We start from the raw sequence: 19,005 nt of genomic DNA, 5'->3' as shown, positions 1-19,005 counted from the left end.
ATGGTGCTGCGCATTGCCGAGATTTTCGGCCCGACGATCCAGGGCGAAGGCGCGCTGATCGGCGAGCCCACGGTTTTTGTCCGCGCGGGAGGATGTGACTACCGCTGCAGCTGGTGCGACAGCCTGCACGCGGTGGACAGCGCCTACCGCCACACGTGGACCCCGATGAGCGACGGCGACGTCTGGGCCGAGGTCACGCGCCTGTCGGGCGGGCGGCCAATTACCGTCTCGCTGAGCGGCGGCAACCCGGCGATCCAGGACTTTGGCCCAGTGATCGAGATGGGCCGGGCGCAGGGCTATCGCTTTGCCTGCGAAACGCAGGGCTCGGTGGCGCGGGGCTGGTTCGGCAAGCTCGACACGCTGGTGCTCAGCCCCAAACCGCCATCCAGCGGCGAGCGGGTCGATTGGGAGACCTTCGCCGCCTGTGTCGCCGCGGGGCAGGGCGCGCGGCAGGTGGTGATGAAGATCGTGATCTTCGACAACGCCGACTACGCGTGGGCCAAGGACGCCCATGCCCGCCACCCCGACCTGCCGCTCTACCTGCAGCCGGGCAACCCCGAGGTCGATCCCGATGTGCCGGTCGATCCGCAGAGCCTCGCCGACCGGCTGCTGTGGCTGACCGAAACCGCAACCGCCGACGGCTGGTTCGCCGCCCGTATCCTGCCGCAGTTGCATGTGCTCCTCTGGGGCAACAAGCGCGGCGTGTGACTTCCCATTTCCGGAGACCCCGAAATGACCGACAGCATCTACAGCAACCTCAAGCAACTCGGCGGCGCCACGGTGCTGCCCAGTTCCCCCGAAGAGGCCGAGCTGGAGCGCGTGCCCAATCCGCAGGCCGACGTGGCCTACAACGTGCGCTTTACCGCGCCCGAGTTCACCTCGCTCTGCCCGATGACCGGCCAGCCCGATTTCGCCCATCTGGTGATCGACTACGTGCCGGGGCAGTGGTTGGTCGAGAGCAAGGCGCTGAAACTCTATCTTGGCGCGTTCCGCAACCACGGCGCGTTCCACGAGGATTGCACCATTTCCATCGCCCGCCGGCTGGTGGATTTCCTCGAGCCGCAGTGGCTGCGCATCGGCGGCTACTGGTACCCACGCGGCGGCATTCCGATCGACGTGTTCTACCAGACCGGGGCGATGCCCGAGGGGGTCTGGATCCCTGATCAGGGCGTGCCACCGTACCGCGGACGCGGCTGAGGCACCGGCCGGGGATCGGGGGCGCTGCCCCCGCCCGCTGACGCGGACTCCCCCGGGATATTTCGGTCTAGACGAAGCTGCGGGCGCGGTGCGGTGCGCAGAGCGCCGCGGCGGCTCAGGGGTCCGCGGCCAGCAGGGCCGCGAGGCCCGCGCGATAGTCGGGGTAGAGCAGCGTCACGCCCAGTTCGGTCTTGATCCGGTCGTTGCGCACGCGCTTGTTCTCGGCATAGAAGCTGCGCGCCATCGGGCTCATGTCGGCGTCATCGAAGGCGATCTCGGGCGGCGGCGGCGCGCCGAGCAGTTCGGCGGCATGCAGCAGCACGTCCTCGGGCGGCGCCGGATCATCATCGCACAGATTGTAGACCGCGCCGGGGCGGGGCTGCCGGATCGAGGCTTCGAGCACCTGCGCGATGTCTGCGACGTGGATGCGACTGAACACCTGTCCCGGTTTGACGATGCGCCGGGCCTTGCCCTGCCGCACCTTTTCGAACGGGCCGCGGCCGGGGCCGTAAATCCCGGCCAGACGAAAGATGTGCAGCGGCAGCCCGTCGATGGCCTGCCACGCCGCCTCGGCCTGCATGCGGGCCTTGCCGCGGGCGGTGCTGGGGGTCAGGGGTGTCTGCTCGTCCACCCAAGCGCCGCCGTGATCGCCGTAAACGCCCGTGGTCGACAGATAGCCCAGCCAGTCCAGCGCCTGCGCCCGCGCGGCGATGGCGGGGCCGATTTCGGCCAGCGACGGATCGCCGCCATCGCGCGGGCCCGCCGAGACGAGCACATGGCTGGCCTCGGCCAGCGCCGCTTCGAGCGCCGCCTTCTGCCATTGGACCGGCTCGACGCCCTGCGCCTGCAGGTCGGCGGCTTTCGCGGCATCGCGGTGGGTTCCGAGGATGCGCCAGCCCTGCGGCAGCAGGCGGCGGGCGAGGGCGGTAGCGCAATAGCCGTGCCCGAGGGTGAGAAGCGTTCCTGTCATGACCGGCAAACTGGCGGCGATAGGGTGGTTTGACAAGGGCAGGCGGGCTTTCGCCGAAACGGCCGGCGCAGCAGGGTGGACGTTGCGCAATGCCCATAGGCACGAGGTTAATATCGCGTTAATTAGGCACCGTCGTGAAACAGCCGGTAAGGCCGCATGTCCCGAAAGACCGAACTGACCCGCCGCGCAACGGTTCTCGCGCTGCTTCTGTCACCGATCGCCGCGTGCTCTGCGCAGCAGGAAGAGCGCCAGCCCGTTCAGCGCTTCAACCCGCCGCTCTATCCTAACGAGACGCCGGAACTGCGCGCGTCGATCAACCGCTGGGCCGACCACTACGAGGTGCCGCGCCGGCTGGTGCACCGGCTGGCGATCCGCGAGAGCACGCATAACCCGGCGGCTCGCAACGGACCCTACTACGGGCTGCTGCAGATCCTGCCTGCCACCGCGCGCAGCATGGGCTTTCGCGGCGCGCCGAGCGATCTTTATGACGCTGACACTAATCTGCGCTACGGGGTGAAATACCTGCGCGGCGCGTGGCTGCTGTCGGATGGCAGTCAGGATCGGGCCATCGGCTGGTACGCGCGCGGCTATTATTACGAGGCCAAGCGCCGCGGCATGCTGGTCGAGACCGGGTTGCGGCCCGGCTGAGCATCAGCCGCCGAGCAGGGTGAGAAGCTGCGCCTCGGTGCGGCGCAAACCCGCGCGCTCGGGCGCCGTGTCGAGCCGCTTGGGAAAGCCGGCCTCGGCAAGGGCGATCACCTGCGGATGAATGTAGGAGTTGCGCGCCACGGTCGGCGTGTTGGCGAGGCGTTCGGCGGCCGCTTCGGCCATGAGTTTGATGCTTATGCGCTCGGCCCGCTGCGCCGCCTGCAGTGCGGCAACGCTGCCGTTCCACGTGCGGAAGGTCTTGGCGGTGATCTTCGCGTCGCCGGTGCGTTCGGCCAGCCAGAGGTTGATCTCTTCAGAGCGTAGGGCATGCGGTGTGCCAGCCTCGTCAAGCCACGCGATCACCTCGCGTCCGGGCAGATCGTCGAGGCGTGTGAGCGCCCGTTCTAGCGTCCGGTCCTTGACCACCTTGCGCACGCGTTTGCCGCCCTTTCCGGGAAAGTTCAGCCGCAGCGAGCCGCCGTCGAGCCGTAGATGTGTGCCGCGCAGGGTGGTGGCACCATAGCTTCCGTTCTCCTGCGCGTAGTCGGCATTGCCGACGCGCAGCCCGGCGCGGTCGAGCAGTGCCAGCGTCGCGGCGAGGGCGAAGGCCTTGTCGCCCGGATCACGCTCGCGCAGCTGGGTGAGGATCGCCCGCCGCAGGCTCGGCAGCGCCGCGCCGAAGGCGGCGAGATGGCTGTATTTCCGCTGCGCCCGAAACGCCGTCCAGTCAGGGTGGTAGCGGTATTGCTTGCGCGCCCGTGCGTCGCGCCCCGTGGCCTGCAGGTGGCCATTGGTTTGGGGGCATATCCAGACGTCCTCATAGGCGGGCGGCACGGCCAGCGCGGCGATCCTGGCGCGCTCGGTGCGGTCGTCGATGCGGGTGCCGTCGGGGGCGGTGTAGGAAAAGCCCCGCCCGCAGCGCCTGCGGCGGATGCCAGGGCGGCTGTCGGGGTAGTAGATCAGGTCGGGTGCGGCGGTCATGCCTGCGAACGCCCGACGCCGGATCGCGGTTCCGCAGCGGCCCTGCGCGGGCGGTCTTGAACCCGTCACATCTTCCTGCCACGCTGCCGGGCAAAATAGCGGAAGGAGCCGCAAATGCAGGACATGCAGGCGAAATTGCAGATCGTTTCCCCCGAAGCGCACGAGCCGGAGTTGTTCGACGACGCCGAGGCGGCGGTGGAGCGGCTCTGCGCGCTCTATGCGCAGGCCTCGGAGTTCCTGAAGGAGCGGTTCATGGCCTCTATGTCCGAGGGGCATCCCGGGGTGCGCTACCGCGCCTTCTATCCCGAGGTGCGGATCACCACGACCAGCTTTGCGAAGATCGACAGCCGCCTGAGCTTTGGCCACGTCTCACAGCCCGGCACTCACGCCACCTCGATCACCCGGCCGGATCTGTTTCGGCATTACCTGAAACAGCAGATTGGCCTGCTGTTGGAAAATCACGGCGTGCCAGTGCGGATCGGCCTGTCGGACACGCCGATGCCGGTGCATTTCGCGGTGGCCAATTACCCCGAACTGACCGTGCCGCAGGAAGGGGCGGGCAGCTTCATTCTGCGCGATGTCTTCGACGTGCCGGACCTGACCACCACCAACGACGATATCGTCAACGGCGTGGCGCAGGCGGCAGCGGACGGCACCGAACCGCTGGCCCCCTTCACCGCGCAGCGGGTGGATTACTCGCTGGCCCGGCTGGCGCATTATACCGCCACCGATCCGGCGCATTTCCAGAACCACGTGCTGTTCACCAACTACCAGTTCTACGTCAGCGAATTCGAGGCTTTCGCGCGGACGCAATTGGCTGATCCGGATAGTGGCTATACGTCCTTCGTGTCGACCGGCAACGTGGAAATCACCCGTGCTGACGATGACATCCCGCTGACACCGAAGATGCCGCAGATGCCGACCTATCACCTCAAGCGGGCTGACGGCTCGGGGGTCACGCTGGTCAACATCGGGGTGGGACCGTCGAACGCCAAGACCGCGACGGACCACATCGCCGTGCTGCGCCCGCATGCTTGGCTGATGGTCGGGCATTGCGCCGGGCTGCGCAATTCGCAGAGCCTTGGGGACTTCGTGCTGGCCCATGCCTATCTGCGCGAGGACAAGGTGCTGGACGATGATCTGCCGGTCTGGGTGCCGATCCCGGCGCTGGCCGAAATACAGGTGGCGCTGGAGGATGCGGTCGAGGAAGAGACGCAGCTTTCGGGGTATGACCTCAAGCGGGTGATGCGCACCGGCACCGTTGCCTCGGTCGACAATCGCAACTGGGAACTGCGCGACCAGCGCGGCCCGGTGCAGCGCCTCAGCCAGAGCCGCGCCGTGGCGCTGGACATGGAAAGCGCCACCATCGCCGCCAACGGTTTTCGGTTCCGCGTGCCCTACGGCACCTTGCTGTGCGTCAGCGACAAGCCACTGCATGGCGAACTGAAATTGCCGGGGATGGCGTCGGATTTCTACAAGACTCAGGTGGCGCGCCATTTGATGATCGGGATAAGAGCGATGGAACGTCTCCGCTCGATGCCCCTTGAACGGATCCACAGCCGCAAATTGCGTAGCTTCGACGAAACAGCCTTCCTCTGAACCGGCGTTTTCCAGCGCAAATAGCGTAGTTTTCGCTTGCAAAAAGCCACTATTCGTTGTGTTTCGACTCTACATAGAGTTAAGTGACCTCAATGGGGCCCAAGTACTCGGGCAGTTCAAGGAGACCATGAAATGGCGAAGCCGATGACCAAAACCCAACTCGTGGCCGCACTGGCAGAAGAGATGGGCGCAGACAAGAAGACCGCGTCGACCGCTCTGGAAGCGATCACCGGCATCATCACCAAGGAAGTTGCAGACGGCGGCGCCGTGACCCTGCCGGGCGTTGGCAAAATCTACTGCCGTGAGCGTCCCGAGCGCATGGTGCGCAACCCCGCCACCGGCGAGCAGTTCAAGAAAGAGGCCGACAAGGTGGTCAAGATGACCATCGCGAAGGCGCTGAAGGACAGCGTGAACGGCTGATCTTTCCTGCTCGACTGAGCATCAGGGCCGCGATTTCGCGGCCCTTTTTTATTGGTTTTCTTATATTTAAAGATCGTTCAGTCGGGCGATCTGCCGGCCCCCGCCGTCGAAGTTTTCCGGTGCGAGCCACGTTTCCATGCGCGCCCGGATCGCCGGCCATTCGGTGTCGATGATTGAGAACCATGCGGTATCGCGGTTGCGTCCCTTGGTCACCACCGCCTGACGGAAGGTGCCTTCGTAGGTGAAGCCAAGCCGCTCGGCGGCCTTGCGCGACGGCGCGTTGAGCGCGTCGCATTTCCACTCGTAGCGGCGGTAGCCCAGAACGTCGAAGGCGGTCTTCATCATCAGGTACATGGCTTCGGTCGCGGCGGCGCTGCGCTGCAGGGCCGGGCTGAAATGGATGAAGCCCACCTCTATGACGCCGTTGTTGGGGTCAATGCGCAGGTAGGAGGCGATTCCCACCGGCAGGCCATCAGCCTTGCAGAGCGTGTAAAACTGCGGATCACGGCTGGCGGCGCAGGTGTCGACCCATGTCTGCGCTTCCTCCAGAGAGGTCAGCGGCGCGCCGGGCAAATAGGTCCAGCTGTGGCCGCTCTTGTCCTCGATCAGCGCCTCGTAAAGTGCGGCGGCGTGTTCGGGGCGCGTGGGCTCGAGGCGGACCGTGCGGCCCTGCATGGCCGTGTGCGGCGGGAAGGGGCGGGGAAAGCTGCCTTTGACGGGCAACCCGATGGGCTGCCCGTGTTCGTTGGTGCGATGATCGGCCATATCAGCCGAAGACGGTGCCAAGCGCGCCGTCCACGGCCTCGATGATCTGGTCGATGTCGTCCTTGGTGGCAATCAGCGCCGGCGAGAAGCACAGCGTGTTGTTGTAGCCGGGGATCGAGCGGTTGGTCATGCCAATGATGACGCCGCGCTTGTTCACCTCAGCGACCACGCCAGCGGTGCGCTTTTCGTCCATCGGCTCGCGCGTGGCACGATCGGTCACCAGCTCGGCGCCAAGGAACAGGCCTTTGCCGCGCGCGTCGCCGATCACCGCGTGCTTGTCCTTCAGCGCTTCGAGCTGGCCGAGCATGTACTGGCCCATCTGCGTGGTGTTCTCGAGCAGGTTCTCGTCCTCGATGATGCGCATGTTTTCCAGCGCCGCGGCGGGCCCGGCGGTGCAGCCGCCGAAGGTGGAAATGTCGCGGAAGTAGTTCATCGGGTCCGAGGCATCGTCCTTGAACATGTCGAAGACGCGCTCGTTGGTCACGCAGCAGGCGATTGCGGCGTAACCCGACGCGACGCCCTTGGCCATGGTCACGAAATCAGGCTCGACGCCGTAGTGCTGATAGCCGAACCACGTGCCGGTGCGCCCGACGCCGCAGACCACTTCGTCGATGTGCAGCAGAATGTCGTACTTGCGGCAGATCTCTTGCACGCGCTGCCAGTAGCCCGCCGGGGGCACGATCACCCCGCCGCCCGCGGTCACCGGCTCGAGGCAGAGCGCCCCCACGGTGTCGGGGCCTTCGCGCAGGATCACCTCTTCGATGGCATCGGCGGCGCGCTGGCCGTAGGTCTCGCCCGACAGATCGCCCCAGCCCTGATCGCCGGCGCGATACTCAAGACAGTGCGGCACCGACACGAAGCCCGGCGCAAACGGGCCGTACTGCGCGTTGCGCTCCAGCTGACCGCCCGCCGAAAGCGCACCGATGGTGGTGCCGTGGTAGTCGCGCTCGCGGTAGAGGATCTTGTGCTTTTTGCCGCCATAGCGCTTGTGGGCGATCTGACGGACCATCTTGAAGGCTTTCTCGTTCGCCTCGGACCCTGAGTTTGTGTAGTAGACGCGGCTCATGCCGGGCATCTTCTCGATCAGCCGCTCAGCGAACAGAGCGCCGGGGATCGAGCCTGCGGCACCGGCATAGTAGTTCAGTTTCATCAACTGCTCGGCGATCGCGTCGACAATGCTGCGGCGGCCATAGCCAACGTTCACCGTCCAGACCGCGCCAGACACGGCATCCAGTTGTTCGCGCCCGGTCTGGTCCCAGACGCGCATCCCCTTGCCCTCGACGATGATCTTAGGGTCAGAGGTCTCGAACTGCTTGTGCTGCATCAGGTGGTGCCAGACGTGGGCCTTGTCGGCCTCGACCACGTGGCTCAGGTCGTTCTGGGAAAGGGTGCCATCCATGGGGGTGTCTCCTGACTGATCGGGCGCCGGAGCGGCGCGAAGGGGCGATGAACCGCGAGGCGGGATGCTAGCACATGTGCCCGAAGTCCAGTGATGTCTTAGCGCCAGATTTCACCCATGTATAAGGCCAGTTCGATGCGGCTCCGTGCCAGATGCGCAGAGTACCCGATTTTATTGGGGAATTTCCCGCCCTTGCTGCCTGCGTTTTGAGCAGCGGTCACCGGGAAACCAAGGGTCACTGCTGCAAATCCGGGCATTGCCCATTGCTTGAGCGGGGGATTTCCGGTCGGATCGGGCCGAGCCGGCGCCCTGCGGGTCGGCCGGAATAATGCCCCGCGGCAATCGACGGGGCGGGACAACGGGAGAAACGAGATGACCATCAAGAAGAGTCTGCTTGGCGCGGTCGGGGCCGCGGCGCTGCTGGCCGGCGCGGCCAATGCGCAAGAGATCACCGTCGGCTATTTCCTCGAATGGCCGATGCCGTTCGAATACGCCAAGGCGCAGGGCATGTACGAAGAGGAAATGGGCGTCGACATCAACTGGGTGAGTTTCGACACCGGCACCGCCATGTCCGCCGCCATGGCCTCGGGCGATGTGCAGCTGTCGGTCAGCCAAGGCGTGCCGCCCTTCGTGGTCGCCGTCTCGGCGGGGCAGGACCTGCAAGCGCTCGACGTCGCCGTCAGCTATGCCGACAACGACAACTGCGTCGTGCGCTCGGAACTGGAGATCGACAAGGACAGCGCCGACGAACTGGAAGGCAAGAAGGTCGCCGTGCCGCTGGGCACCGCCGCGCACTATGGCTTCCTCAAGCAGATGGATCACTTCGGCGTGCCGCTTGAAAGCCTCGAGATCGTCGATATGGCGCCGCCGGATGGCGCCGCGGCCATCGCGCAGGGCTCGGTCGATATGGCCTGCGGCTGGGGCGGCTCGCTGCGCCGTATGCTCGAGCATGGCAACGTGCTGCTGACCGGCGCCGAGAAGGAAGACCTCGGCATCCTCGTCTTCGACGTGACCTCCGCCCCGGCGTCTTGGGTGGCCGAGAACTCCGATCTCGTGGCCGCCTTCCTGAAGGTGACCGCCGAGGCCAATGCCATGTGGGCCGACGAGTCGAACCACGCCGAGATGCTGCCGGTGATCGCCGCCGACGCGGGCATGGACGAAGACGCCACCGCCGAGACGCTGGCCACCTTCGTCTTCCCCGACACCGAAACGCAGCTTTCTGAAAAGTGGCTGGGCGGCGCCGCTGCCGAGTTCATGAAAGGCGTGGCGGATGTCTTTGTCGAAGCCGGCTCGATCGACGCCGCGCTCGACAGCTACGAAGAGCATGTGAACACCGGCCCGCTGTCCTCGGCAGGCTCGATGTAAGGCCCTTGGGCCCTTTTGTTCCGGCGGTTGGGGGCTGCCGCCGGGACATTCCCTAGACAAACCACCCAGACAGAACATCAAGACAGAACATCAAGACCGGGGGCATCCCCCCGAACCGCGGCGACGGCCGCGAAAGGCGGATCATGAGCGGACTATCCATCCAGAACCTGTCGATGCGTTTCGACCTGCCCAACGGTGGCTCGGTGCAGGCGCTGAAGGACGTCTCGCTGGACCTTGCGCAAGGCGAGCTGCTGTCGGTGCTGGGGCCCTCGGGCTGCGGCAAGACCACGCTGCTGAACATCGTGGCGGGCTTTCTCGCGCCGACCGAAGGCAAGATCGTGCTGAACGGCCACGAGGTGCGCGGGCCCGCCGCCGAGCGCGGCATGGTGTTCCAGCAGGGCGCGCTTTTCGAATGGATGAACGTGCGCGACAACGTCAGCTTCGGCCCGCGCATGGCTGGCCAGCGCGAAAAGGATTATGCCGCCACCGTCGATCATCTGCTGGACGTGGTCGGTCTGCGCGACTTCAAGGAAAAGGCGGTCTACGAGTTGTCGGGCGGCATGCAGCAGCGCGTGGCGTTGGCCCGCTGTCTGGCCAATGATCCCGACGTGATCTTGATGGACGAGCCGCTGGGCGCGCTCGACGCGCTGACCCGTGAGAAGATGCAGAGCCTTGTGCTGAAGCTCTGGAAGGAGACCGGCAAGACCATCGTCCTGATCACACACTCGGTCGAAGAGGCGCTCCTTCTGGGCGAGCGGCTGCTGGTCATGGCGCCGCGTCCGGGCCGCATCCACCGCGAGTACCGCCTGCCCTTTGCCGACCTTGGTGCCGGGCAGGACCTGCGCGGGGTGAAGAAACATCCCGAGTTCAACAGCACCCGCGAGGAAATCCTCGGCATGATCTGGAACATGGAAGAAGAAATCATGGGCCGCGCCGAAGCAGGAGGGGCAGGCCAATGATCGTTTTCGCCCTCTACATCGCCATCTTCGTGGTGAGCTGGCTGCTGGTGAAGCTGCTGGTGCACCGCGCGCTGAACGATTTCACCGCCCGCAAGACCGTCACCTTCGGCGACGAGAGCGCCGTGCGTCCCAGCCGCATCGCCAGCGTTGTCTCGATCCTGACCATCTTCCTGCTCTGGGGCGCGTTCACCGGCTCATCCTGGGTGCCGGGCTTTCTGCATGCGCCGGGGCCCTACGTGGGCGATGCCAGCTTCACCTACACCGCCGAGGCGGACGGGGTAGAGCCCGACGATGCCACGGTGACCGTGCGCGTCTTCCCGGTGGGCGACGACACGGAAGACCCCGAGGTCGACCCGGGCGAGGGCTGGGCGAAGAACGACAGCGCCAGCGTCGGCGCATGGCGCTCGGGGCTGGTGCGCGTCGACCGCAATGACGAGTTGGGCCGCGATGAAGGCCACACCGTCGTCGCCGTCAACGGCACGCCGATCGCGCCGGGCGGCGAGGTGATGACCGAGTTCGGCCGTGTCGGGATGTCGCCCAAGGGCACGCTCAACTTCGAGCCCGCCAAGGGCTGGCAGATGGAGCCGATCTGGCTGCCCGCACCCGAAGCGGTGCTGTCGCGGCTGGTCGAGATTGCCCGCGACGGCTACCGCGACAGCACGCTGTGGGAGCACCTGGGCTGGTCGCTCTTCCGGGTGATCGCGGGCTTCTTCTTCGGCGCGCTGATCGGCATTCCGCTGGGCTATGCCATGGGCCTGTCGGATTGGTTCCGCGGCTGGTTCGATCCTATCGTCGAGTTCATGCGCCCGGTGCCGCCGCTGGCCCTCATCCCGCTGGTGATCATCTGGGCGGGTATCGGCGAGACCGGCAAGATCATCCTGCTGTTCCTCGCGGCGCTGTGGATCATGGCCATCGCCGCGCGCTCTGGCGTGTCGGGAGTGAAGATCTCCAAGGTGCATGCGGCCTATTCTCTGGGCGCCAGCAAGGTGCAGATCCTGCGCCACGTGATCATTCCCAACTCGCTGCCCGATATTTTCACCGGCGCGCGCGTCGCCATGGGGGTCTGCTGGGGCACCGTGGTGGCCGCCGAACTGGTGGCGGCCGAGAAGGGCGCGGGGATGATGATCATGGTCGCCTCGAAGTTCCAGCTGACCGACATCGTGATCATGGGGATCATCCTGATCGGGGTGATCGGCTTTGGCATCGACATGCTGATGCGGCTGGCCGAGCGCAAGCTGGTGCCGTGGAAGGGGCGCGGCTGAGGCGCGCCGCACCTCAAGCGCCGCACGGAAGCAAAAAAGAGGGGGCCCATGGGCCCCCTTTTGCGGTCTTGTTGTGCGGTCTTGGCATGTCGATGGACATGCGGCGCGCGTCAGCCGATCAGCGCGCCAAGCTGACTGTCGAGCCAGAGCCGTAGCCCGTCGACCGCCGCCACATAGGGATCGATCAGCGGCGCCAGAGCCGGCACGGCACCGATGATCACCGGAGCCAGCGCATAGAGCAGCACCGCCAGCACCGCGAGGATCAGCATCACACCAAAACCGCGGGCAAAGTTGCTGCCCTGCTGCTCGACTTCCTCTGCGTCGAGGGCGCGGCCCTGCGCCGTTTCCATGCGGCGCGGCTCGCTGGTGACCCGCAGGGTCTGGTTGACCTCTTCGATGTCGGGCAGCAACTCGCGGCGCGAATTGGCCAGCGCCGGGTGCTCGGGTTCGGGCGCGAACGGATCGTTGGTCGGCGGCACATCGACGTCTTCGGCCTCTTCGGGCGCGCCGCCGAGCGGCGCATCGCCACGAATGCGGGCCATATGGGCACGCGCATCCCGGGCACGGCGGGCGGCATCATCCTCGTCAGGCTCGCCAAGACCAAGCTCGGGCTGGCTCTCCAGAGGATCGGCATCGGTGCGGCGACGCGACTCGTGCTCGGCTTCCTGACGCAGCACCTCGGCAACAGAAGGATCAAGGCCACGGGCGCGGGCGGGGCGGCGCGGCACCGGCACTTCTTCGGGCGGCAGTGGCGGATCGAGCGGGCCTTGCTCGGCCTCGTCGTCCGGTGCGTCTGCTGCGGGCGTCGCGGCGCTGGGGTGGACATCGCTGCCACCGCGCGCGGCCAGTGCGGCGCGCAGTTCGGCGGCAAATTCGTTGATCTCGGGAGGCGTTTCCGGGGCCGGCGCTTCGGGCTCGGAGACGGGGGTGTCGGAGACGGGGGTGTCCGCGTCCGGCGTGGTTGCGGCCAGAGCGTCTTCGGCAGCCTCTTCGGGCGTTTCGGGCTGAAGATCGCCCGGCGCATCGTCTGGGTGTAGCTGGAACCAAGTGTGGCCGCAGTCCGAGCATTGCACGTCGCGACCGCCCGTGGGGATCACGTCGACCGGCACCTCGTATTGCGCGCCGCAATTGGGGCAAATCAGCCGCATATTGTCTTTAGCTTTCCATCTGTTCTGGCCACATCCCTTTGCCGACAATAGGTTGCCGTGGACGAGCGGGAAAGCCTATTTTCCGGCAGGCCCACGGATTGCAACTGGGTCGCGGCTCGGGCACAACAGGGCATCGTTTTTACCGGGGGCGCGCGGGCGTGATCGAACTCGACAATGTGGCCTACAGCTATGGCGGGGGCGAGCTGCTGAGCGGGCTCACGCTGCAGCTGGCACCCGGGTCGTTCCACTTTCTCACCGGCCCGTCGGGCGCGGGCAAGACGACGCTCCTGAAGCTGTGTTATGGCGCGCTGGTGCCCACCGCTGGGCATGCCCGGCTGTTTGGCGAGGATGTGCGGCGCATGGACCGTGACGCCATCGCGATGAGCCGCCGCCGCATTGGCGTGGTGCATCAGGACTGCCAGTTTCTCGATCACCTGTCGGTGGCGGAAAATGTCGCGCTGCCGCTGACGGTGGCGGGCGAGGGCGGTCCCGATCTGGCGCAGAACCTTGTCGAGTTGATGACGTGGGTGGGCCTCAAGAGCCGCGCCGAAGCGCTGCCGCCGGAGCTTTCGGGCGGCGAGAGGCAGCGCGCGGCGCTTGCCCGTGCGGTGATCATGTCGCCCGAGGTGATCCTAGCGGATGAGCCCACCGGCAACGTCGATTGGGAGATGTCGCAGCGGCTGCTGCGCCTGCTGGTCGAGCTTAACCGGATGGGCAAGACGATCCTCATCGCGACGCATGACCTCGGCCTCATCCGCTCGGCGAAGAGTCAGGTGCAGGCGCGGGTTCTGCGGATCTCCAATCGCCGGTTGCAGGCGGCGGGGGCGGACCTGTGAGGCTGGTGCGGGATTCTTTGGGGGCGCTGACGCATGGCGATACGGGTGCCGACCGGGTCGTGCCGCCAACCGGCTATACCGCGCGGCTGACGCTGTTTGCCGCCGCGGCCATGGCCTTTCTTGCGGTGTTTGCGCTGGCGCTGTCGCTGGCGGCGGGGCGGCTGGCGGATAGCTGGGGCGAGGAACTGGCACGGGCCTCCACGGTGCGCATTTCGGCTCCGGCGGGGCAGCAGGCGCAACAGACCGAGGCGGCGCTGCGGCTGCTGGCACAGACACCCGGCGTCGCCTCGGCGCGGGCGCTGAGCGAGGATGAGCAACAAGCGCTGCTGGAGCCGTGGTTCGGGCCCGACCTGCCACTTGCCGACCTGCCGGTGCCGCAGCTGATCGAGGTGATCGAAGACGCCGAGGGCTATGACTCCGCAGGCCTCCGTTTGCGGCTGCAAGCCGAGGTGCCGGGCGCGGTGCTGGATGACCACACGCGCTGGCGCCGCCCGCTGGTGGCGGCGGCTGGTCGGCTGCGGCTGCTGGGAGCGGTGTCGATCCTGCTGATCGCGGGCGCGGTGGCGGCGATGGTGACGCTGGCGGCCAATGCCGCGCTGGCGGCCAATGCGCAGGTGATCACCGTGCTGCGCCTGGTGGGCGCCACCGACGCCTATATTGCCCGTGCCTTCGTCCGCCGGTTCACTCTGCGCGCCCTTGGCGGCGCCGCCGTGGGGGCGGCGCTGGGGGCCGGGGCGCTGATGCTGATGCCCGCCAGCGACGAGACCGCGGGCTTTCTGACCGGCCTTTCTTTCGTCGGCTGGCACTGGGTGTTTCCGCTGCTGGTGCCGCTGCTGACGGCGGCGGTGGCCTTCGCCGCGACGGCGATCGCCGCGCGCCGGGTACTGGGAGATTTGAGCTGATGGCCTACGCGCTGCAATGGACCCGTTCGCTGATCTTCGTATGTCAGGCTTATCTGGCGATGGCGGTGATCGGTCTGCTGTTTTTCCCTTGGGCGCTCTTCTCGAGCCGCGGTGCGCGCATCGCCTGCGTCGGCTGGTGCCGCTGGGTGCGTTGGACGGCGGCGTGGATGGTCGGGCTGAAGAGCGAGATCCGGGGCGAGATCCCGCAAGGCGAGCTGATTGTCGCGGCCAAGCACCAGAGCTTCTTCGACATCATCTTGCTGTTCGGCGCGGTTCCTGCGGGCAAGTTCATCATGAAGCGCGAGCTGCTGTTCACCCCGATCCTAGGGCAATACGCCACCCGCATCGGCTGCGTGCCGGTGAACCGCGGTAAGCGCGGCGCGGCGATCTCCAAGATGGTGGCGGACGTCAAGCAAAGCGCCAAGGAGCACCCCGGCCAGCTGATCATCTACCCGCAGGGCACCCGCGTGCCGCCGGGCGAGACGTTGCCCTACAAGGTTGGCACGGCGATCCTCTACAGCCAGAGCGGCGAGGCCTGCGTGCCGGTGGCGACCAACGTTGGGGTGTTCTGGCCAAAGCGTGGCATCTACCGCAAGCCCGGCACGGCGGTGGTGGAGTTCCTGCCGGTGATCGCGCCGGGGATGCCGACCAAGGCCTTCCTCGCCAAACTGGAAGACGAGGTGGAAACGGCGTCCAACCGGCTCTTGGTGGAGGCCGGATTTGCGCAGGATTGACACAATCGAGGCGCTCGAAGCGCTCTATGGCGCGCCGTCCGGCGCGGCGCTGGACAAGGTGGTGCGGCGCATGACGCCGCTCTACCGGCGCTGGATCGCGACGTCGAAACTTTGCGTGCTGACCACCGTGGGGGCGGAGGGTACCGATGGCTCGCCGCGCGGCGACGATGGCTCGGTGGTGCTGGAACTCGACCCGGGGACTTTGGCGCTGCCCGACTGGCGCGGCAACAACCGGCTCGACTCGCTGCGCAACATCGTCGAGGACGGGCGGGTGTCGCTGATGTTCTTCGTCCCCGGCAGCACCAATGTGGTGCGGGTGAACGGCACCGCATGGCTGACCGATGACGAAACCCTGCGGGGGCGTTTCGAAAAGAAGGGCCGGCTGCCCGCAACCGTGGCGATCATCGAGATTTCCGAGATCTACACCCAATGCGCCCGCGCGCTGATGCGGGCAGGCACATGGTCGGGCAAGGACGAAAGCGCCGATTTGCCGACCATCGGCGAGTTCCTCGCCGAAGCGACGCAGGGCGCCACCGACGGCGAGGCTTACGATCGCGAATGGCCCGCTCGGGCTGCCGCCACGCTCTGGTAGGCGAGGGGCGGCAGGCAGGCCTCAGGGCACGAGGATCTTCATGGTGAAGCCGAAGGTGTCCTCGGGGCCGTTGCCATCGTCGTAGAAGTTATACTCGTAGCTCAGGCCGAACTGCACCGGCGTGGTGCCCATGGTCACCAGCTTGTTGAGCTGCACGCCGAGCGGCAGGCTCACCCACTCTTCGGCGTCCCAGTCGTAGGTGATCGACATATCCGATGTGCCCACCGACCAGCCGTCGGCCATCGAGACGTTGACGATCGGCTGGATGATCGACAGATCGACCGGGTTTCGGTCGACGTCGCCGCCCATGTCGATGATGTTCTGGTTGAAGACACCCCAGATGCCCCAGTTCGCCTGCGCGATGAAACCCGCCGCCGGGCCAAGGCCCCAGCGCTCGGTGCTCAGGTCGTCGTCGCCGCTGGGCAACAGCGCCACAGCCCCGAGGCCGAAGCGGCCCCAGCTGCGATCAAAGGTGGTCAGGTTGAAGACCGTTGCATCCGAAAAGCCGGTGTTGTCCGACGGGCTTTCGGTCAGATAGGGCAGGGTCAGACGGAAGATGTTGCTGGTGCTGCCCAGTTGGTAGGGCACCGCCATGCGAAACTGCATCCGGTTGCCTTCGGCATCGTCGAGCCCGTGATACTGAGACGTGTAGAAGTTCTGAAAGACGTAGGCGGTGAGCGAGGCCGTAGGGTCGCTGGCGGCGGAAGAGAGGTCCTGCTCGCCGCTCTGCGCAAATGCGGCGGGCGCGGCAAGGACAAGAGCCAGAGCGGAGGTGAGTGCGAGCTTGGACATGAAATCGGTTCCCTGCTGAATGACCGGAAGATTTGGGTGCGGTCGGCGCGAAATGACGGAATACAAACGATCTTAGGTTGAGCTTACCTCGCGTTGGCGTGAACTCGCAAGCGTCGCGTGACGTTGCGGAAATTTCAGGCGCAGACCGTGGCTTTCCGGTTGGCCGCTGGCAACGCAGGCCGGTGCGCAGCGCATGAAAAAGGCCCCCGAGCGTCACTCGGGGGCCTTTGAATTGGGTGTCGTGACGATCAGGCGTGGATCGCGCCGTCGCCGCAGGCCAGCGCCGCCTCGCGCACCGCTTCCGAGAAGGTCGGGTGGGCGTGGCAGGTCAGAGCGACGTCTTCAGCGGAGGCACCGAATTCCATTGCCACGCAGATCTCGTGGATCAGGTCGCCGGCCGCCGGGCCGATGATGTGGCAGCCAAGCACACGGTCGGTTTCCTTGTCGACGATCAGCTTCACGAAGCCGTCTCCGGCAAACACCGCCTTGGCGCGGCCGTTGCCCATGAACGAGAACTTGCCGACCTTGTAGGCGCGACCCTCTTCCTTGAGCTGGGCTTCGGTCTTGCCGACCGCAGCCACCTCGGGGTGGGTGTAGATCACCGAGGGGATCACGTCGTAGTTCACGTGGCCCGCCTTGCCGGCGATGACCTCGGCGCAGGCCATGCCCTCGTCCTCGGCCTTGTGTGCAAGCATCGGGCCGTCGATGGCATCGCCGATGGCGTAGATGCCCTTGGCGGCGGTCTGCCAGTGGCCGTCGGTCTCGATCTGGCCACGCTTGCTCAGCTTCACGCCAAGCGCCTCGAGGCCGAGCCCGTCGGTATAGGGCGCGCGGCCGGTGGCGCAGAGCACCACGTCGGCGTCGGTGCTGTGCTCGGAGTCATCCTTGCGCAGCTTGTAGCTGACCGTCGCCTTGCCGTCCTTGGTTTCGACCTTGGACACCGCCGCGCCCATGGTGAACTTCAGACCCTGCTTGGCGAGCATCTTCTGGAAGGTCTTCTGCACCTCGGCGTCCATGCCGGGGGTGATGGCGTCGAGGAATTCGATCACCTCGACCTCGGTGCCGAGGCGCGAGTAGACCGAGCCCATCTCGAGGCCGATCACGCCGGCGCCGATGACGACCATCTTCTTGGGAATTTCACCAAGCTCCAGCGCGCCGGTGGAGGTGACAACGATTTTCTCGTCGATCTCGACCTCGGCGCCCGGCACGGAGGCGGGCACGGAGCCGGTGGCGACGATGATGTTCTTGGCCTCATAGACCTCGTCACCGACTTTGACCTTGCCGGCTTCGGGGATCGAGCCCCAGCCCTTGAGCCAGTCGACCTTGTTCTTCTTGAACAGGAACTCGATGCCCTTGGTGTTCTGGCCGATCACGTCGTTCTTGTAGGAGAGCATCTGCGTCCAGTCGACCTTCGGCGCGGCGCCGGTGAGGCCCATCTTGGCGAAGTTGTGCTCTGCCTCGTGCAGTTGGTGCGACGCGTGCAGCAGCGCCTTGGAGGGAATGCAGCCGACGTTGAGGCAGGTGCCGCCGAGGGTCTCGCGGCCCTCCACGCAGGCGGTCTTCAGGCCGAGCTGGGCGCAGCGGATGGCGGCCACATAGCCGCCGGGGCCGGCGCCGATCACGATGACGTCGTATTGTGCCATTGGGGTCTCCTATCGGGTATTCTGGGGGGCACGGGGCGTGCACATTCCATGCACGGGCCATGCATATGCAAAGGCGGGGAGGGAGGCGGGGGCGCTGCCCCCGACCGCGCGGGGCGCGGCCTCCCCCGGGATATTTTTGTCTAGACGAAGGCTCACAGCAGCGCCCCGATCAGCATCAGCACCGTGGCCAGCAAGCCGACGGCCCAGATCAGCGAGCGCCAGGGCGCCCAGCCGAAGAGATAGGCGGGGACATAGAGCACGCGGGCGCCGAGATAGACCAGCGCGCAGAGCGCCGAGCCGCTGCCGCCCTTGTCGGCGTAGGTCACCACCATCACCGCGATGGTGAAGAGGATGAGCCCTTCGAAATGGTTGTTCATGGCGCGCTGCGCGCGGCCTGCGAGCCCGTCGAGCTCGCGGCCCTCGTCGCGGGGCGAGACCGCGTAGGCGCGGCCAACCTGCCGCTGCGCGAGCACCGAGTAGAGGGCCATCTGGCAGACCTGCAGCAGCGCGGCGAGGGTGAGGGCAAAGAGTTCCGGCGTCATGATGGGGTCAGGCGGTGCTCAGGAAATGCGCGGCGCTGGGGCCGTGGCCGAGGGCTTCGTCCTGCTTGAGCCAGTTTTTGGCCTTGTCGGCATCGTTGACGGAGAAGAGCGCCCAATGCGCCGCACTGCCCTCAAGCCAAAGCTGCAGCAGGGTGAGCCCGGCGTTGGCGCGGTTTTCCGCCTCGTCGTCGAAGCGGGCGCGGTCGAAACTGTCGTAGCGGAGCAGGAGCTGCTGGCTCATCGGGTCCTCC

At 66.4% G+C, this 19,005-nt stretch carries 21 protein-coding genes; 12 read left to right on the top strand and 9 right to left on the bottom strand.

Annotated elements, in window-relative coordinates; translation table 11 throughout:
- Positions 1-708: a 7-carboxy-7-deazaguanine synthase QueE gene (gene queE, locus ACXAJT_RS04255; protein WP_475233258.1), complete on the top strand. Its 708-nt coding sequence runs from the start codon at positions 1-3 to the stop codon at positions 706-708.
- Positions 709-732: 24 nt separating this feature from the next.
- Positions 733-1,197 (top strand): preQ(1) synthase, encoded by a 465-nt coding sequence (queF, locus tag ACXAJT_RS04250; protein ID WP_475233257.1) that lies wholly within the window; start codon positions 733-735, stop codon positions 1,195-1,197.
- Between the two features lie 115 nt (positions 1,198-1,312).
- On the opposite strand, the gene ACXAJT_RS04245 is transcribed toward queF, so the two are convergent.
- Positions 1,313-2,167 (bottom strand): SDR family oxidoreductase, encoded by an 855-nt coding sequence (locus ACXAJT_RS04245; RefSeq protein WP_475233256.1) that lies wholly within the window; start codon positions 2,165-2,167, stop codon positions 1,313-1,315.
- Positions 2,168-2,323: 156 nt separating this feature from the next.
- Between ACXAJT_RS04245 and ACXAJT_RS04240 the strand changes: the two genes are divergently transcribed.
- Positions 2,324-2,815 carry a transglycosylase SLT domain-containing protein gene (locus ACXAJT_RS04240; protein WP_475233255.1) on the top strand — a complete coding sequence of 164 codons (492 nt, stop codon included), beginning with the start codon at positions 2,324-2,326 and terminating at the stop codon, positions 2,813-2,815.
- Positions 2,816-2,818: 3 nt separating this feature from the next.
- Here ACXAJT_RS04240 and ACXAJT_RS04235 read toward each other — a convergent pair whose 3' ends face one another.
- Positions 2,819-3,796, bottom strand: a complete 978-nt coding sequence (locus tag ACXAJT_RS04235) for a DNA topoisomerase IB (protein WP_475233254.1) — start codon at positions 3,794-3,796, stop codon at positions 2,819-2,821.
- A gap of 114 nt (positions 3,797-3,910) precedes the next feature.
- On the opposite strand from ACXAJT_RS04235, the gene ACXAJT_RS04230 reads away from it, so the two are divergent.
- Positions 3,911-5,395 (top strand): AMP nucleosidase, encoded by a 1,485-nt coding sequence (locus ACXAJT_RS04230; RefSeq protein WP_475233253.1) that lies wholly within the window; start codon positions 3,911-3,913, stop codon positions 5,393-5,395.
- Between the two features lie 132 nt (positions 5,396-5,527).
- Positions 5,528-5,815 (top strand): HU family DNA-binding protein, encoded by a 288-nt coding sequence (locus ACXAJT_RS04225; RefSeq protein ID WP_066101901.1) that lies wholly within the window; start codon positions 5,528-5,530, stop codon positions 5,813-5,815.
- A 66-nt stretch (positions 5,816-5,881) separates the two neighbouring features.
- On the opposite strand, the gene ACXAJT_RS04220 is transcribed toward ACXAJT_RS04225, so the two are convergent.
- Together ACXAJT_RS04220 and ACXAJT_RS04215 are read right to left on the bottom strand one after the other, a co-directional pair.
- On the bottom strand, positions 5,882-6,580 hold the full coding sequence (locus ACXAJT_RS04220; RefSeq protein ID WP_475233578.1) for a GNAT family N-acetyltransferase: 699 nt from the start codon (positions 6,578-6,580) through the stop codon (positions 5,882-5,884).
- 1 nt (position 6,581) lies between these two features.
- On the bottom strand, positions 6,582-7,979 hold the full coding sequence (locus ACXAJT_RS04215; RefSeq protein WP_475233252.1) for an aminotransferase family protein: 1,398 nt from the start codon (positions 7,977-7,979) through the stop codon (positions 6,582-6,584).
- Between the two features lie 372 nt (positions 7,980-8,351).
- Between ACXAJT_RS04215 and ACXAJT_RS04210 the strand changes: the two genes are divergently transcribed.
- The 3 genes from ACXAJT_RS04210 (at position 8,352) to ACXAJT_RS04200 (ending at position 11,565) form a co-directional block, all read left to right on the top strand.
- Positions 8,352-9,344: a taurine ABC transporter substrate-binding protein gene (locus ACXAJT_RS04210; RefSeq protein ID WP_475233251.1), complete on the top strand. Its 993-nt coding sequence runs from the start codon at positions 8,352-8,354 to the stop codon at positions 9,342-9,344.
- 143 nt (positions 9,345-9,487) lie between these two features.
- Positions 9,488-10,303: an ATP-binding cassette domain-containing protein gene (locus tag ACXAJT_RS04205; RefSeq protein WP_475233250.1), complete on the top strand. Its 816-nt coding sequence runs from the start codon at positions 9,488-9,490 to the stop codon at positions 10,301-10,303.
- On the top strand, positions 10,300-11,565 hold the full coding sequence (locus ACXAJT_RS04200; protein WP_475233249.1) for an ABC transporter permease: 1,266 nt from the start codon (positions 10,300-10,302) through the stop codon (positions 11,563-11,565). Before ACXAJT_RS04205 ends, ACXAJT_RS04200 begins: the two co-directional genes overlap by 4 nt.
- Before the next feature lie 110 nt (positions 11,566-11,675).
- Here ACXAJT_RS04200 and ACXAJT_RS04195 read toward each other — a convergent pair whose 3' ends face one another.
- Positions 11,676-12,713, bottom strand: a complete 1,038-nt coding sequence (locus ACXAJT_RS04195; protein WP_475233248.1) for a zinc-ribbon domain-containing protein — start codon at positions 12,711-12,713, stop codon at positions 11,676-11,678.
- 158 nt (positions 12,714-12,871) lie between these two features.
- On the opposite strand from ACXAJT_RS04195, the gene ACXAJT_RS04190 reads away from it, so the two are divergent.
- The 4 genes from ACXAJT_RS04190 to ACXAJT_RS04175 are packed head-to-tail and all read left to right on the top strand — an operon-like array spanning position 12,872 to position 15,777.
- Complete coding sequence (locus ACXAJT_RS04190; protein WP_475233247.1) at positions 12,872-13,549, top strand: cell division ATP-binding protein FtsE; 678 nt, start codon at positions 12,872-12,874, stop codon at positions 13,547-13,549.
- A 5-nt stretch (positions 13,550-13,554) separates the two neighbouring features.
- Positions 13,555-14,451: a cell division protein FtsX gene (locus tag ACXAJT_RS04185; RefSeq protein WP_475233246.1), complete on the top strand. Its 897-nt coding sequence runs from the start codon at positions 13,555-13,557 to the stop codon at positions 14,449-14,451.
- Positions 14,451-15,185, top strand: coding sequence for a lysophospholipid acyltransferase family protein (locus ACXAJT_RS04180; RefSeq protein ID WP_475233245.1), 735 nt, complete (start codon positions 14,451-14,453; stop codon positions 15,183-15,185). The genes ACXAJT_RS04185 and ACXAJT_RS04180 overlap by 1 nt, the downstream gene beginning before the upstream one ends.
- The gene (locus tag ACXAJT_RS04175; protein WP_475233244.1) at positions 15,172-15,777 is read left to right on the top strand and encodes a pyridoxamine 5'-phosphate oxidase family protein; all 606 of its coding nucleotides are present in this window, start codon (positions 15,172-15,174) and stop codon (positions 15,775-15,777) included. Before ACXAJT_RS04180 ends, ACXAJT_RS04175 begins: the two co-directional genes overlap by 14 nt.
- A gap of 21 nt (positions 15,778-15,798) precedes the next feature.
- On the opposite strand, the gene ACXAJT_RS04170 is transcribed toward ACXAJT_RS04175, so the two are convergent.
- The 4 genes from ACXAJT_RS04170 to ACXAJT_RS04155 all read right to left on the bottom strand — a co-directional run bounded on the left by ACXAJT_RS04170 (position 15,799) and on the right by ACXAJT_RS04155 (position 18,995).
- A complete protein-coding gene (locus tag ACXAJT_RS04170; protein WP_475233243.1) occupies positions 15,799-16,569 on the bottom strand; it encodes a hypothetical protein in 771 nt (256 codons plus the stop codon).
- Between the two features lie 248 nt (positions 16,570-16,817).
- The gene (lpdA, locus tag ACXAJT_RS04165) at positions 16,818-18,212 is read right to left on the bottom strand and encodes a dihydrolipoyl dehydrogenase (RefSeq protein ID WP_475233242.1); all 1,395 of its coding nucleotides are present in this window, start codon (positions 18,210-18,212) and stop codon (positions 16,818-16,820) included.
- A 152-nt stretch (positions 18,213-18,364) separates the two neighbouring features.
- Positions 18,365-18,754 carry an MAPEG family protein gene (locus ACXAJT_RS04160; RefSeq protein WP_475233241.1) on the bottom strand — a complete coding sequence of 130 codons (390 nt, stop codon included), beginning with the start codon at positions 18,752-18,754 and terminating at the stop codon, positions 18,365-18,367.
- 7 nt (positions 18,755-18,761) lie between these two features.
- Positions 18,762-18,995, bottom strand: a complete 234-nt coding sequence (locus tag ACXAJT_RS04155; protein WP_475233240.1) for a hypothetical protein — start codon at positions 18,993-18,995, stop codon at positions 18,762-18,764.
- Positions 18,996-19,005 lie beyond the last annotated feature (10 nt).

Source organism: Salipiger sp. ABF4_146, assembly GCF_056161345.1.
This window is presented reverse-complemented; position numbering and strand designations above follow the sequence as displayed.

Excerpts from the sequence above, each read along its gene's own strand:
- lpdA (WP_475233242.1), bottom strand. The coding sequence starts at position 18,212 with ATGGCACAATACGACGTCATCGTGATCGGCGCCGGCCCCGGCGGCTAT.
- ACXAJT_RS04220 (WP_475233578.1), bottom strand. The coding sequence starts at position 6,580 with ATGGCCGATCATCGCACCAACGAACACGGGCAGCCCATCGGGTTGCCC.
- ACXAJT_RS04195 (WP_475233248.1), bottom strand. The coding sequence starts at position 12,713 with ATGCGGCTGATTTGCCCCAATTGCGGCGCGCAATACGAGGTGCCGGTC.
- ACXAJT_RS04215 (WP_475233252.1), bottom strand. The coding sequence starts at position 7,979 with ATGGATGGCACCCTTTCCCAGAACGACCTGAGCCACGTGGTCGAGGCC.
- ACXAJT_RS04210 (WP_475233251.1), top strand. The coding sequence starts at position 8,352 with ATGACCATCAAGAAGAGTCTGCTTGGCGCGGTCGGGGCCGCGGCGCTG.
- ACXAJT_RS04170 (WP_475233243.1), bottom strand. The coding sequence starts at position 16,569 with ATGTCCAAGCTCGCACTCACCTCCGCTCTGGCTCTTGTCCTTGCCGCG.
- ACXAJT_RS04245 (WP_475233256.1), bottom strand. The coding sequence starts at position 2,167 with ATGACAGGAACGCTTCTCACCCTCGGGCACGGCTATTGCGCTACCGCC.
- queE (WP_475233258.1), top strand. The coding sequence starts at position 1 with ATGGTGCTGCGCATTGCCGAGATTTTCGGCCCGACGATCCAGGGCGAA.
- ACXAJT_RS04180 (WP_475233245.1), top strand. The coding sequence starts at position 14,451 with ATGGCCTACGCGCTGCAATGGACCCGTTCGCTGATCTTCGTATGTCAG.
- ACXAJT_RS04205 (WP_475233250.1), top strand. The coding sequence starts at position 9,488 with ATGAGCGGACTATCCATCCAGAACCTGTCGATGCGTTTCGACCTGCCC.
- queF (WP_475233257.1), top strand. The coding sequence starts at position 733 with ATGACCGACAGCATCTACAGCAACCTCAAGCAACTCGGCGGCGCCACG.
- ACXAJT_RS04200 (WP_475233249.1), top strand. The coding sequence starts at position 10,300 with ATGATCGTTTTCGCCCTCTACATCGCCATCTTCGTGGTGAGCTGGCTG.
- ACXAJT_RS04230 (WP_475233253.1), top strand. The coding sequence starts at position 3,911 with ATGCAGGACATGCAGGCGAAATTGCAGATCGTTTCCCCCGAAGCGCAC.
- ACXAJT_RS04235 (WP_475233254.1), bottom strand. The coding sequence starts at position 3,796 with ATGACCGCCGCACCCGACCTGATCTACTACCCCGACAGCCGCCCTGGC.
- ACXAJT_RS04240 (WP_475233255.1), top strand. The coding sequence starts at position 2,324 with ATGTCCCGAAAGACCGAACTGACCCGCCGCGCAACGGTTCTCGCGCTG.
- ACXAJT_RS04225 (WP_066101901.1), top strand. The coding sequence starts at position 5,528 with ATGGCGAAGCCGATGACCAAAACCCAACTCGTGGCCGCACTGGCAGAA.
- ACXAJT_RS04155 (WP_475233240.1), bottom strand. The coding sequence starts at position 18,995 with ATGAGCCAGCAGCTCCTGCTCCGCTACGACAGTTTCGACCGCGCCCGC.
- ACXAJT_RS04160 (WP_475233241.1), bottom strand. The coding sequence starts at position 18,754 with ATGACGCCGGAACTCTTTGCCCTCACCCTCGCCGCGCTGCTGCAGGTC.